Genomic DNA, 14239 nt, shown 5'->3' on the forward strand with positions numbered 1-14239 from the left:
TCCTCCAGGCATCCAATTAAAATTAATATGATACAAAATAACACCTAGTATAGCTAGGCCCCTTAGACTGTCTAATCCAACCATATAACGACTATTTTTTTTAAAAGGTTTAGTCACCTACAATCACCTCTATTTCTTGGAAATTAGGTAAATAATAGCGGTATAAAATGCTATTAATTTCCTAAAATCGTATAAGCTAAACTATTACAAACATCATTTGGGAAGGATCTCTTTTTTATAATAACATGCACAGCAACTAACACTTTATCACTTTATCACTTTATATGGTAGTTAAATTTTCCCGATCCACACTGAATAGTCCCTTATAAGCCCCATACAAGTAATAAATCATCACAAAAACAAAAAAACGAGCTGAATTCCCCATAAATAACTGTAGAGATATAAAATTTTCACTTTTGGTATATTTCAAAATTTTAGCTCGATGGGCATGTAGCGGTACCCCTAATGAATTTTTTACTTTCTTAGTGCCTCAGCAGGCTCAGTATTAATAAGCTTATAACTTGCTGTTATGCTAATCACGATAACAATAATTGCTGTTACTAAAATGGAAAGAAACATTTGAAGTATCGTGATAACTAAACCAAGTTCAAAAGCAATACTGATAAAATGCTTTTAAACACCTTATTCGAATGTTTACATTAGGATTTATTGTTATACACAGCTATACGTTTTTTGTGTATTATATAGCAGAAGAGTAAGGTAAGAGTTACTCTTTTCCATTTTAGGAAAGGTTCTGTTGGAGACAACAGGACCTTTTTTCGTAAAAGGATTAGCTTACTTTTAAAAACTTTGCAACAGAACCGAATTACTACTTACGCCAACATAGTTTTATTGTTATATTTAAAATATGAGAATTTGTGAAATTATCAATACGAACAATTATTAGTAATAGGAGGTTTTATTATCAAAGGAAAACATCGTAACATTACCCTCGCAATATTAGGACTATATTCCGTTCTGATTCTCTACTTTATGTTCCTTGGTTTCGATAGATTGGGATTAAAATATATTAACCATGAATATGAATTCCAGTTAATTCCGAGTAGTATTCCTTTGAGCTTGCCAAATATGGTCGATAGAGAAGATTTTAATCTATGGTTTTTTAATTTTGGAAATTTAACAGCATTCATACCTTTTGGGGTATTAATTCCTATGTTATATCGTTGTAGCTTTATTAGATTTATTACTTCATTCTGTATTTCTATTCTTATACTAGAAGTACTACAAATGGTTACTTTTCTTGGTGGTTTTGACATTGATGATGTAATTGTGAATGCAATGGGTGCTACGATAGGATTTTGTGCCTATAAAATAGGATTTCGCTCTAATAATACTTTGAAAAACTTTATTATTACAGGTGTAATAGCATTTATCTTGACATTAGGAGTACTTGTAGTTGTAGGTGAAATTAATAAATCATTAGAAAAGGAACAACAATCCCCAAAAAATGGAACCGTTATAGCGCTAAATCAACTGACGGAAAGTACTGGATATGTACCGAATGTTAACAGCTTTGAAGTGGCTCATAAAAAAATTGAACCTAAATTAAATATGTTTAGTAGTAAAGGGACAAATTCTCAGCAATTTAAATACTTGCTAAAAGGTAAGTATGCAAAACTTTCGGGATATCTCGGTATCCCTGATAGTGCGAGTAAACATTCCGGTAAGATAATTTTTTCTATTGATGGAAAAGATGTACAAACCATTCGATTTTCTGAAGAAAGCATATCTACATCCACAAGTTCCTTTAAGATAGAGTTGGCTAAAGCAAATGAACTTAGTATTAAATTTATTGATACAGATGCATTGCTATGGGATGTCAAGCTTACAGAATGGAAAAAATAATGAATTGAATTCCACTAGTTTAGATACTAGCGGATTAAATCTCTGGTTTAATACTACAAATTGTACAAACTTACCTGGGGCTATAGTCTCAGGTGTTTTTTGTTCGTTGTGTTCGTTTGTTTTGTTACCCCTTATCATCCCTTAACAACAAATAAGACGATAAACCAATCACAGCAGCGCCTAAAATAGCCATTCCTATACACATGTATGTTATAACCTTATCAAATGTCCATTTTCTTCAGTTTCACATTCATTGTGTAATTTCTACAAAATAAAAATGAAAGCACCCGAATGGATGCTTTCATTTTTATTTCATATAACCATTACTATCAAAGTAATATGTTACCCCGTCAATTACCCTTGATTCATTTGTTGCAAGTCCATAATTTCCAGGAATCCAATACATCCATTTCCCATTAGCAGACGACTGTTCCCAACCTTCTTTCCTAACTTGCTTTCCACCAGGGTTGAATAAGTACCATCTACCGTCTATCTTCAACCAAGGGCTATTATTATCACAAGGAGCAGATGGGTCAAACATAAGTATCCCCTTGACATAATACCAATCTACTTCATATTCACTTTGCACCCAGGAGTCTATGGAAACCCTATTAATATTCAAATGGTAAATCAGAAATAACCTGTCCTTTTTCCTCTTCATGACCTACATCACATAATGCCACAGCAGGTATAACTAATCCTGCCGTTAACGAAAACGCTATTATTTCTTCTTTGCTTTGCATGTTTTTCACCCCGTGCAATCAATAAAATAATATATAAAGATGAATTATTTTATTGATTGTGTCAAAAATAGAAGAGTGCATTTTATCAACATTTTTTATAAAATTAATTGTCTATTATTTGTTATTTGCGACTGATGATATGTGCCACTCCTGAATTAGAAAGATACACATTTTGGGGAGTTTTACAAAAAGAAGATATCACGCTTACTGACGTAACATAATTAAAGGAGAATAGAACTTGATAAAACATATACTCAGTTTCATTCTTGGAACAATTGTTATATTAATTGGTTCCTTTTGGATTATTCCTTACACCCTCGAAGCAATTGACAGTAACGTAAGTCATATTACTCGTGACAAAAAGTATTTTAGTAAGCTATATGACTATGATATTAACCTTTGGATGATTGCAAACCTTATATTTTTCATTTTTTGTGCAATTACTGTTCTTATATGTAAGTTACCTAATTATACGAAGAACAGAAGTACTCATATAAAAAAATATAGTCATACAAATCAGCGTAAAAAAGCAAAGAGAAGGCGTCGTAAATAATTGTTTTTTATAGGGGTACTCACATCCATCAACTTAAGAATTTAGAATTACCCAAAACGACAAAGAGTCCCAAATTAATTGGGCTCTTTTTACCTTTCTAAAATGTGAAATTTTGTATAAAAGTTTACATTCACTTCTTTAATCATTTATAGCTAATTTTGTAATAAATTTTTCAATATAGGTATAACTGTTATTTATGGTTTTGATATAAAAAATTAACAAAAAACAATATAATATAAATAAGATAGTAATCCCTTTTGTATTCTCCTTGTACTAAAGATAAGATTGTGTTCCCGATTTTATCTTTTTTCTTTGGAGATTTTTGATACAAAAAAGGAATCCTTATAATAAGGATTCTGCAACAGAAAATAACAAAATATAAATAATAAAAAGAATTACTTATATTATAGCTCATATAGCAATAATATAATATCGAGAAATATTTACATAAATTCAGTATGTATTACGTAGTGTAAGTAAAGCTAATTTCAAAATTTGATATACTAAAAGAAAAAATTAGGATGATAAGGCTATGCCAACAAAAGAATTTCAAGACACAATACAGCATTTTTCTTCTTTCTTATTAGATAAAGGAAGAAAACCTTCCACAATTAAACGATATGTTTATGATATTGAAGATTTTGGTCAGTGGTTGCAAAAATCAAAAAAGCTTCCCTTATGCAATATATGGACGACACTTAGTACCGAGGGTTATGAAGAGTATTTTAATGATTTAAAGAAGCAACGAAATTACTCTGATAAAACGATACATCGTGTTTATATTGTCCTAAGTAGACTTTATCAATATTTAGGCCAACCTAATCCATTAGAAGATATGAATCTCATGATTCAGCCTAATCGGGCGTTACGTGATGAAGACTTTATTTCTAAAGAAGAAGAAAAACGGCTAAAGTACATATTAACTTCATTAGAAGGATTAACAGAAAAACAACGCTCCGCTCGTCCAGTACTTATGGATCGTAACATTGTTATTGTGCATTTACTCATTAATAATGGTTTGTCCTTAAAAGAACTTGTAGGTTTACAGATGAAGCATGTTCATTTTGAAAAAAATACGATCTCAGTACCAGGAATAGTGGGTATAGAGAAGACGGTTCTTTTATCTGAAGATGATAAAAAGCGATTATGTAACTATTATATAACTATTCCTGAACCTGTTCGTCCAAAATATCATAGCAATGATCCACTATTCGTAGCATACGATTTTACTCGAAAAACTTATCATTGGTCATATGACAACGATGCTCCAAAAGCCTTAACAGAAATTGCTGTTCAAAAAATGATTCGACTTGAAGTTGAAAGAGCGAATTTACGAAAAGGAATTTCAGCACAACATCTACGGAATACCTTCATTTTACGGCTAATCGAAAATGAAGTTTTAGAGGGGCAAATTATAAAACAGGTAGGTTTTAAATCTAAACTTTCATTAAAAAGATATTATGATTACATCGATTAGACCTATTCATCTTAAAAGCCGATTATCCCTTAGCGTACAGGAAATCGGCTTTTTCTATGTGAGGAATCGTCTAACGTACGAAGTTCACATTTTATTGGTGCTAATTCTAATAGGGGTCACCTTATCATACCCATCAACCCAATATTTTGGAGTACCTCCAAAAAAAATTCACCTCAGATACAACAAAAGAGCCTTACCTCTGTAGGCAAGACTCCACTAGTGTAGTTATCTAGTATTTACATAGCAAATAAGAAACATAAAACATATAATACCAAGTAGCAGAACCCTAATATTCCGCCTACAGCTAGTACCTGTTTAACCCAACTCTTGTATTTCAGATTACTGTCAATAATCGCTTGCACTCTTTCCATATCCGTTTCCTCCTATTAAGGAGAACCCTTAAAGACTCTCACCTCGCTATGATACCATTAAGGAATGATTAATAGAGGTATAATTTTTGTCTAAACGTACAAATATGTAATATTGCATATAGAAATGTATTGTTATAAATGTAAGCGCTTACTATAGTAAAGATATAAAGATTCACCACATCATAATACGAAAAAAAGGAGGAAATAATATGGCAATCGCAATGGCAGTTTTAAAATTTGTAGGTGGAATCATTCCATTTGTACAAGAACTTTTAAAAGCAGTAATGTAAATTCATTATTCCGCAATTATTTATAAAAATTATCATACAAATGATCTGTATATCAAAAGTGAATTGATGTGCAGATCATTTGTGTGAGCAAAGTCCCTTTAGCCTTATTAAGGGACTTTTTTTAATTTCTACATACTTGAGGTTCCATCACATCAACATCAAATTAAAGCACGTGAACTACCCGCCACTTAACGTCCTAACGGACTGTTTGAAGTGGGGGCTTCTCGGTTAGTCGTTACTTTTGATAGCTAACGAATTCGTCTTAAGACAGCCGAGCTAACTCCCTTGCTCCAAAGGTTATTTTATTGCTATTTATGCTAACGCTAATAGGCGTATTGCTTCATTTTTGATATTGATAGCTGCGTTATAATCTCTATCGAGATTTACACCGCATATACAAGAATAGACTCGTTCAGACAATGTCATATTTTTTACATTTCCACAACTGCTACATGTTTTTGTGGAAGGAAACCATTTGTCTATTTTCACAAGTTGTTTTCCTTGTTCATTTAGTTTATAAGCTAAGAAAGAAGTGAACATACCCCACCCATTATCAGCAACACTTTTTCCAAAATGAAGTGCTTGCGACATTCCTTTCATGTTTAGGTCTTCAATAGCTACAATATCAAAATTAGCAGCTAACTTTTTAGACTCATGATGAAGGAAATTCTTACGTTGGTTCGCTACTTTTTCATGTAACTTAGCTACACGGATACGTTGTTTATTCTGACGAATAGAACCTTTTGTTCTTCTTGATAATACTCGTTGTGCCTTTGCTAATCGGTCTAACATTTCACGATAGAACTTAGGATAATTGGCTTTCTCATCCTCAGAACTAACGTATAATCCATCCATCGCAAAGTCTAATCCAACAACGGTTTCTACTTCTTTTTGTACAATCTCTTTTTCGTATTCAGTCAAGATGGACACATAGTATTTACCAGTAGGTGTCATAGAAATCGTACATGACTTGATCATATAATCTTGTGGTATCTCTCTATGTTGTTTGATACGTACCATTTTCAGTTTTGGCAATTTGATATGACCATTAAGCAACATAATATTTCCGTTTACTACATTCGTTGTATAAGACTTTCTGTCTTTTTTACTTTTGAATGTTGGAAAGTCATTTTGACCACTAAAGAAATTCTTATAGGCAGTTTGCAAGTTTAGTTGAGCATTTGCCAAAGCTAATGAATCAACTTCTTTTAACCACTCAAATTCTGCTTTATATTTCGCGGGAGTTGGAAGCTTTTGTTTCTTTAGTTGTTCCTTATTGTCTTTATATTTTTCGTACGCTTCTTTTCGTTCAGCTAACATTCTGTTATACACGAAACGTACACAACCGAAGGTTTTACGCATAAGATATGCTTGTTCTTCTGTTGGATACAAACGGAAATTATATGCTTTATTATGCTTTGTCATATCATTTCACCTCACTTTTCACCTTGATTTTCAATATATTTCTTTACTACGTCTATTGGCGAACCACCAGTAGTTAGTAAGCAAAAACTTCTTGACCAAAACATCTCTTTCCAAAGTTTCTTTTTCACTTGTGGAAAGTCTCTCTTGATTAGTCGAGAACTTGCACTTTTATAAGCATTAATAAATTTTGTCATTTCTGTATTCGGATGTGCCTTGAACAAAATATGAACATGGTCTACATCATGATTCCACTCTATCAGTGTTATGTTGTAATTCTCGGATAACCTGACAAACATGTCTTTTGCATAGTCTGATATATCATCATCGAACACATTTCTTCTGTATTTTACGACCAACACAAGATGATAATACAACAAGAACACTGAATGATTATTGCTATCTAATTTCATTGATATACCAACCTTTATATTTTATAAGACTGATTATATCAGAGGCAAAATAAAAAGCAAATCCTTTTGGCTACGCCAAACCGAAATTCATCTCCCACCTACCGCCGGGCTACGCCCTTCACGCGCTTGAGGAAGGAGAATTCTTTCGAGGAATTCGTTAAATATGGATCTACAAACAAAAAGAACTAGTATCATACTAATTCTTTTTGTTTATTTAGAATAAATAAAATTTAAAAAACACATAAATATTCATGTTACACTATATTATGACACTCAATTTTGTTTATACCATACAACAAAACTAAACTAATCCCTTATCTATAATAGATAAGGGATTAGTTTGTATAAATAATTTTAATCCTGTCCAGAGATTAAAAACCATATTAAAAGTTTACATAACCCCACTTATCGGTATTCAATATATCTAGAAAAAACCCCTTCAGCTTACTTGCTGAAGGGGTTTCGTATTTACATAATTCCCGTTAGCGGAAGACACGAATTAAGACTGAGCTATGGTAATAATAATAATTTCTCCTAAGATACCACGATTTTCAGCATGTCGATGGGCTTCAACAATTTGCTCCATTGGATAGATGGAATTGATGGCGGGAAATATATCACCATTATTGACCAACTGTGCAAGGTGTGTGAAGTTTTTGCGATTAGGAAACGCAATTACCAAACGGGTTCGGTGCTGTCCGTACCGTGCAGAAAGAAGAACACTGAATAGACCTCTTATTGGTTTTTCAGCATCAAATGCAATTGTGAGCAATTTTCCATCTGGTTTAAGTTTCTTTCTAAATGCTTTAAGATCTTTTCCTGCTGTATCAAACAACTCGAGTTCTTCAGATGATGTTTTGCGATAGTCGAATACTTCATCCGCACCATAGTTTATTACTGCATCCATGGTAGTTTTTGAAGCGAGGACTGTAACATGTGCTCCAAGTGCTTTTGCAATCTGTATGGCGAAAATACCGACACCTCCTGCTCCACGTATAAGGACTCGATCACCAGCTTTTATGTTCCCTTTATCACTAGAGCAATTAGAGCTGTGACTCCTGCACAAGGCAATGCTGCAGCTTCTATTGGAGACATTTGAGATGGCATTAACGAGGGCTTGTTTACGTTTATAACAACATATTCAGCTGTAGCATTGGTATTAGTTGTAGTATTTCCCCACACCACCAACCTTGAAGTCCGTGACATCAGGTCCTAACTTGTCCACTATCCCTACTACATCTTGACCAATGGTTTTAGGGAATTTTGAAAGTACGTTAGTTATCTTACTGGCTGTACCTTTTCATACATTTAAGTCACCTCCGTTGATGGAAGTGGCAAATATTTTGACAAGTACTTCTCCCTTATTTGCTTGGGGAATGGGGGTTTCCTGAATTTCAAGAACTTCTGGGCCTCCGAACCGATTGTACACAATTCTTTTCAAACTTTTTAACAAAACCAATTTAATAATATAACATAAAAAAATCTAAAATTTCATGCAATATTGCATGAAATTTTAGATTGCAAGCCATATACTTTCTAAATATAATAAATATAAATATAGCCGAAATTTCTGAAAATACAGATATGCGTTTTGTGAAAGAAGATGGAATAGAGGAAACATCTATTTCATAGGTAGATTATTAAGTGTATTTATTTTTTGATACATAAATCACGCTTTAAAAATTGATTTTTCGAATCATTTTTTAATAATATAAAATAATATTTACGCCAGTACTTTAAGTAATATCTTTAACAAATATCATGAACTCAATTAAACAATAAAGATCATCAGAATATATGATACTATAACATAATCTTTATTTATGCCCTAAATTTTCTGAATAATTAAAATAAACTCACTTTTACAACAGGTACAATTAATATGTAGGATTTATCCTAAAAATTTGATGAATGGTGGGAATGAAATGAACCGCAAGATGTTAACAAAATGGTTTGGAATTATAAGTTTAATCATTATGTTGCTAGGAGTTTCTATGCCACAAGCAGCAGCCGAGATAATACATCAAGAAAAATTTCAAATGAACTGGAATTATATTAAATTCAAAGGTACTGAAGTAAAGGTAAAGTCAGACTTTCTAAGAACGTCATCAAAAGATGTTGCGTATTGTTTATCACCTGAGTTGAATTCACCTAATGGAGATAACCTTTCTGAAATTGGAAAAGAGGATGATTTTGTATATCGTGTCTTACTTTATGGATACCCTCAAAAAACGCCAGCAGAATTAGGGGTTTCTACAAAAGAGGAAGCCTACTATGCAACTCAATTAGCTATCTGGATTGCATCTAAAAAAATTGAACTCGCCGATTCAAAAACAGAAAACCAACAGATATATAACCTTGTAAAACATCTGGTAGAAAAAGCTTCTAAAGGTACTGAAGTGCAGGAAACATATTTGAATATAATACCTAATGGAAAACAAACTGTAGAAAAAAATGGAGACTATTTTGAAACAAATTTATATATGGTTCAATCAAATGCAGTATCTGGAGTATATTCCGTTCAAATTGAGGATGCACCAGAAGGAGTTCAAATTATAAATGAACAAGGTGAAAAAAAGAATGAATTCTCTATCAAGGAAAATTTTAAAGTTCTGATTCCGAAAAACACACCAAGTGGAAATTTCAAGTTAAGAGTAAATACAAAATTTCAGAGTTTACAAGCAGTTATCTTTGATGGACAACAAAGGGTTCAAAATACAACTGCCTTATTACCAAGAACGAGCGAGAAAAGCAGTGCAGATATAGTAGTAAAATGGGAAATGTTAGGATCTTTAAAAATTATGAAGGTCGGAGAAAATAGAGAAGTCTTAAAAGGGGCTGTGTTTGAGGTTGTAAGTGAAAATGGGAATTTCATAAAAGAAATCACTACAGCTGAGAATGGAATTGCTACATTAAATAACCTTCCTACTGATGCGTATGTTATAAAAGAAATTCAAGCTCCAGAGGGATATGTACTTGATCCTACAATAAAAAAATTAGAAGTAAACACTGGCGAGATAGCAGAAATAAAAATCAAGAATCGAAAAATAAAAAGTGACCTAGAAATCAAAAAAGTGCATGCTACATATGAAAATGCTAAACAATCTTATGATACACAAAGTAAAAAGCACACAGAAGAAAAGGATCTTGCAAGTAAAGAAAAGCATTACCTGCCATCAGCAGGAACAAAGCTTCCAACGACCCCATTTGTAGGACTAGGATTTATTATTTTAGGAATCTATATATTAAAAATACGAAAATATCATGGTTAAAATCTATAAACAATAAAGGTTTGTTACCAATGCTTAAAGCTAAATATGCTAAGAAATGTTTTGTAAAAAATGTAGATTATAACTACTATTACAAATGAAAGCGCTTTCTGAATGTACAACTATTAAAAAAGGTTCTGTTACAAAGTTTCTTACTATCAAATTAGATGAAGTATTTTCCATTAACTATTATGAAACCATAAATAATTTTTGTAATTCACTTCACGTCGAAAAACAGGAGTCTAGTTTAAGACTTCTGTTTTGGGTTCTGGTGCAAAAATAAAACACAAGGGAATAAAGCATATATATTCCTAACGGAATCGTATCTTATGTTGCAAGTCCAAACAATTGATGGATAAATTCTTTTTGATTTTGTGCAGACTGGCTCCGTAAAGCAATCTGTTCTTTTTTAATCATATGCATGGCTTCTACTCCAGAAAGAATGGATGTAGCTGTGTCAAAAGATTTAAGGCCTAGCATAGAACGGATTCGCTTCTTTATAAAGCGATGATCTTGTTCTACTATGTTATTCAAGTACTTTTGTTGTCTAAGTCGCATACCGTTAGGTATGCTTTTTTCTTTTTTTAACTGTTCAATTGCTATAGGATAAGCTGGATTCTTATCGACTGTTATCACACGTGGCTTTGAAACATGAAAAGACCGCAAAGCTTTCTTGAAAAAGCGCTTTGCAGCCTTATGATCTCTTGTTTTGCTTAGGCAAAAATCGATTGTGTTTCCGTTCGAATCAACAGCACGATACAGGTACATCCATTGACCTTTTACTTTGATATATGTTTCATCGACTCTCCAAGAGTCATTTATTTGTTTGAGGTAACGTCGGATTCGTTTGTCCAATTCAGGACCATACTGATGAACCCAACGCATAATCGTTGTATGAGAAATGGATAAACCACGTTCCTCCATCATTTCCACCAAATCACGAAAACTTAGGTTATACCGTAGGTACCATCTTACTATTAATAAGATAATATCAGGCTAATAGTGCTTCCATTTGAACCAATTTTTCTTTTCCATACCGATCACACCCTTTTAGAGTAATAGTATCAGTATGTCCAAGTTTTAGAGATTACTTGTAATTACCTTGAAGTTTTTGCACCAGAACCTTCATTTGGATTGAATACAGAATTTAAACTTAATGAATTGGTGGATGTAGAATAAAAACGGGCTGACTCGAAAGAGCCAGCTTTAATTCACAGCAGGTAAATTGATATTTGTAAAGGTGTTATTCGAATTGATGAAGTTACGAATATGATTTTTATTTGTGTAATATTTTAAATTCAATGGTGCTGTTCCTGTATAAACAAATCCATTGTCTTTTAAAATTAACTCGTTTACTCCCGCTGCTGCTCCTGAAGCTAAGAAAGCAGCGAATGCTGGATTATTAATAGTAACATTGCATTTCTCTACTATATAAGTTGTATATGGACGATTTGTATCAGATAAGAATAAATTATTTTTCGTATTAATGGAGATAGCACAGTCTTCCAGTGAAGTGTATGGTACTTGATTATCCACATTTGTAATACCAACTTCGCAAGTTGTATCTATAAGTTTTGATTTAGTAACTCTAATATTCATTGGACGCCCACTAAACAAATGATTTCTCAACTCGCAATTAAGAAGTTCTGACCTTGTGAACTCACAAACGTCTACAGTTTGAGTATTAGGATTTTCTGATCTGACTCGTAAATTTTCGAATCTACAGCTATCATATTCTTTAACTTTAAACGTCATCTCTCTTTGTGTTAAAACCGATTTAAAGGTACAGTTGCTTATTTTGTTTGCTTTTATCCATGGTGTGGTAGTCGAATTTTCTGTAAAAATAATATAATTATTATCAAATGTGCAATTATCTCCCAATGCAACGAAATCAGGGTTTACGTATTGATTGTTAGATAAAGAAACCCTATACGAATCATTAGTTAAATTCATATTACCACCTGTGAAACTATTGTCTATAATATTCACAAACGCCGTACTAAAATTAGAAGTCATGAGTCCAATGTTATTTTGACAGTTGTATAAGAAATTATCCTTAATAGTTGCATGCATTAAAGAATAAAGATTAATCGCTAGGTAATCTATATTGTAAATGTGATTATGTTCTATTAAGACATCATAGCAACCAACTAAAATACCGTGATAACTGCCGTAAATTTCGTTATCTTTTATGGTACAGCTTGCTCCGTATGAATCTTCCATGTTTATTGAATAACGAGTTGGATTGTTGAAAATAGATTTTCCATCCAAAAACCTAACCAATCCTTTTCCATTATCGCGGATTTTATTATTTATAACTTCGTTGTAATTCCCCCCTAAAGTGATACCACCCCTATGCCCATTAAAAACCTCGCATTTTTCAACAGTGTTATGGTGAGGGATACCACCAAACATAATTGTATATTGCAGATTCTTATTTACATTGTTTTCATTATAAAATTGAAGCCTAAATTTCATTGCGTTAACTGGGATTGAAATATCTGTATAGATTCTTCTTTTCTTCATAACCCCTATGAAATTGTTGTTATTATCGTAAAAGAAGATATCCAAGTCTTTACTATTTAAATTTGTTGTTCTAGCGTATCCTGCTCCAGCTATAAGAAAGGAAGTAATCTTTGGTGTTAAATCTTGAGGTATATTTAACATCTTTGTTGTGAGTGTATTCGTAGAGGTAATAGGTTGTCCAGTGTTGTAATCTAAGGCACTCAAAGTAAGACCTTGATCAAATTCTCCATAGTCAAATATCGAGTTTGAGCTAAATGAAATATTATCGCCCATATAATCGCGAACCTTACAATTTTTCACAGAACAATAATTTGAACTTTTTTGAAAGAGAATACCATACGTATTCTCCACTGCTACTTCTAAAGGATTAGAGAAACTTCTGTCGTCCCTACACCCAATTATAGTTCCACCAAATAAATTAGAATTGGTGACTTTACTAAATACGATACTATTTCCTTTGAAGTTGTAATAATCAGTAGTTGTTCTATTGTCAAATGGCGATTTTTTATTAGAATCGTATATAACTTTTAATGTCGATCCATTTAAATTAAAATCTAAATTGGAAACCATAACAATCTCACGTGGATAACATAGAGCGTAATTGCCTTTTGGAAGAATAACTTCAGAGTAATTATTAGATGCTGCATATTGTAGCGCATTGTTTATCCCCTGGATATTCTTATCAGCTTGTATATAATCTGCATCTACATAGGGTTTAGTAGGTAATCCTTCTTTTATGCCCCACTGATTTAATTCAATTAAATAATCCAATTATTATCACCTCTTAAATTTCTTAATATAGTATATTCATTGATAAAAGAAACCGTCCCCTAAAAGGAGACGGTTATAAAAATCATTTCACATATACATAGGCTTCGTTTTTTCATTTCCATATTTACACTCCTCCCCCTTTTCATCCATAATTTCAAAATGGAGAGAGATTAAGGACTGATTATTAATGCATATTCTAGAAAAATTAAACGAGGCCTTCACCTTAGAAGCTCAGGAATCATCACCGAGTAAAGTGGCTATTCAAGAATTAAAAAAATTCTCATCAATAAATATCCTTACATTTTTTATGCTTTTATTCCGTTTCAAACAATACGATAAATCTATGTTTATCTGATAACGTTTTTCTTCGATTTCACTCTTTGTTATTAATTCATGGCTGTTTTTTAAAGCAACTTTATAACTGCAACGCCCAATGAAACAATTGATATTATCGTACCAATTGTCCTTGAACTACCCCCACTTTCACTTCGTTTAGAAGAGGGGGATTCCTAAGTAAAGAGTTCTATCGAACTCTAAT

12 protein-coding genes are annotated in these 14239 nt (G+C 32.4%); 4 read left to right on the plus strand and 8 right to left on the minus strand.

Annotated features, from left to right (window positions below; translation table 11 throughout):
- The first annotated feature begins 978 nt into the window (after positions 1–978).
- Positions 979–1866 carry a VanZ family protein gene (locus BAU27_RS09105; RefSeq protein WP_279626830.1) on the plus strand — a complete coding sequence of 296 codons (888 nt, stop codon included), beginning with the start codon at positions 979–981 and terminating at the stop codon, positions 1864–1866.
- 307 nt (positions 1867–2173) lie between these two features.
- On the opposite strand, the gene BAU27_RS09110 is transcribed toward BAU27_RS09105, so the two are convergent.
- Both BAU27_RS09110 and BAU27_RS33205 read right to left on the minus strand, forming a co-directional pair.
- Positions 2174–2407 carry a hypothetical protein gene (locus BAU27_RS09110; RefSeq protein WP_071770696.1) on the minus strand — a complete coding sequence of 78 codons (234 nt, stop codon included), beginning with the start codon at positions 2405–2407 and terminating at the stop codon, positions 2174–2176.
- Positions 2408–2477: 70 nt separating this feature from the next.
- On the minus strand, positions 2478–2609 hold the full coding sequence (locus BAU27_RS33205) for a hypothetical protein (RefSeq protein WP_257208285.1): 132 nt from the start codon (positions 2607–2609) through the stop codon (positions 2478–2480).
- Between the two features lie 238 nt (positions 2610–2847).
- Between BAU27_RS33205 and BAU27_RS09115 the strand changes: the two genes are divergently transcribed.
- Positions 2848–3162: a hypothetical protein gene (locus BAU27_RS09115; protein ID WP_071770690.1), complete on the plus strand. Its 315-nt coding sequence runs from the start codon at positions 2848–2850 to the stop codon at positions 3160–3162.
- Between the two features lie 532 nt (positions 3163–3694).
- Positions 3695–4639, plus strand: a complete 945-nt coding sequence (locus tag BAU27_RS09125) for a tyrosine-type recombinase/integrase (protein ID WP_071770691.1) — start codon at positions 3695–3697, stop codon at positions 4637–4639.
- Between the two features lie 973 nt (positions 4640–5612).
- Here BAU27_RS09125 and BAU27_RS09135 read toward each other — a convergent pair.
- From BAU27_RS09135 to BAU27_RS33340, 4 genes are all read right to left on the minus strand, one after another.
- Complete coding sequence (locus BAU27_RS09135) at positions 5613–6725, minus strand: RNA-guided endonuclease TnpB family protein (RefSeq protein WP_071770692.1); 1113 nt, start codon at positions 6723–6725, stop codon at positions 5613–5615.
- A gap of 11 nt (positions 6726–6736) precedes the next feature.
- On the minus strand, positions 6737–7135 hold the full coding sequence (tnpA, locus tag BAU27_RS09140) for an IS200/IS605 family transposase (RefSeq protein WP_070142913.1): 399 nt from the start codon (positions 7133–7135) through the stop codon (positions 6737–6739).
- 499 nt (positions 7136–7634) lie between these two features.
- Positions 7635–8201, minus strand: a complete 567-nt coding sequence (locus BAU27_RS09150; protein ID WP_071770693.1) for a zinc-binding dehydrogenase — start codon at positions 8199–8201, stop codon at positions 7635–7637.
- 93 nt (positions 8202–8294) lie between these two features.
- Positions 8295–8417: an alcohol dehydrogenase catalytic domain-containing protein gene (locus BAU27_RS33340; protein WP_116733509.1), complete on the minus strand. Its 123-nt coding sequence runs from the start codon at positions 8415–8417 to the stop codon at positions 8295–8297.
- Positions 8418–9060: 643 nt separating this feature from the next.
- Here BAU27_RS33340 and BAU27_RS09155 point away from each other — a divergent pair.
- Positions 9061–10407, plus strand: a complete 1347-nt coding sequence (locus BAU27_RS09155; RefSeq protein ID WP_071770694.1) for a SpaA isopeptide-forming pilin-related protein — start codon at positions 9061–9063, stop codon at positions 10405–10407.
- Positions 10408–10731: 324 nt separating this feature from the next.
- On the opposite strand, the gene BAU27_RS09160 is transcribed toward BAU27_RS09155, so the two are convergent.
- Both BAU27_RS09160 and BAU27_RS09165 read right to left on the minus strand, forming a co-directional pair.
- Positions 10732–11394 carry an IS6 family transposase gene (locus BAU27_RS09160; RefSeq protein WP_139254630.1) on the minus strand — a complete coding sequence of 221 codons (663 nt, stop codon included), beginning with the start codon at positions 11392–11394 and terminating at the stop codon, positions 10732–10734.
- A 216-nt stretch (positions 11395–11610) separates the two neighbouring features.
- Positions 11611–13701, minus strand: coding sequence for a right-handed parallel beta-helix repeat-containing protein (locus BAU27_RS09165; protein WP_071770695.1), 2091 nt, complete (start codon positions 13699–13701; stop codon positions 11611–11613).
- Positions 13702–14239 lie beyond the last annotated feature (538 nt).

This window comes from Bacillus sp. NH11B, assembly GCF_001884205.1.
Taxonomy (GTDB): domain Bacteria; phylum Bacillota; class Bacilli; order Bacillales; family Bacillaceae_G; genus Bacillus_A; species Bacillus_A proteolyticus.

Excerpts from the sequence above, each read along its gene's own strand:
- tnpA (WP_070142913.1), bottom strand. The coding sequence starts at position 7,135 with ATGAAATTAGATAGCAATAATCATTCAGTGTTCTTGTTGTATTATCAT.
- BAU27_RS09135 (WP_071770692.1), bottom strand. The coding sequence starts at position 6,725 with ATGACAAAGCATAATAAAGCATATAATTTCCGTTTGTATCCAACAGAA.
- BAU27_RS09125 (WP_071770691.1), top strand. The coding sequence starts at position 3,695 with ATGCCAACAAAAGAATTTCAAGACACAATACAGCATTTTTCTTCTTTC.
- BAU27_RS09110 (WP_071770696.1), bottom strand. The coding sequence starts at position 2,407 with ATGTTTGACCCATCTGCTCCTTGTGATAATAATAGCCCTTGGTTGAAG.
- BAU27_RS09155 (WP_071770694.1), top strand. The coding sequence starts at position 9,061 with ATGAACCGCAAGATGTTAACAAAATGGTTTGGAATTATAAGTTTAATC.
- BAU27_RS33205 (WP_257208285.1), bottom strand. The coding sequence starts at position 2,609 with ATGCAAAGCAAAGAAGAAATAATAGCGTTTTCGTTAACGGCAGGATTA.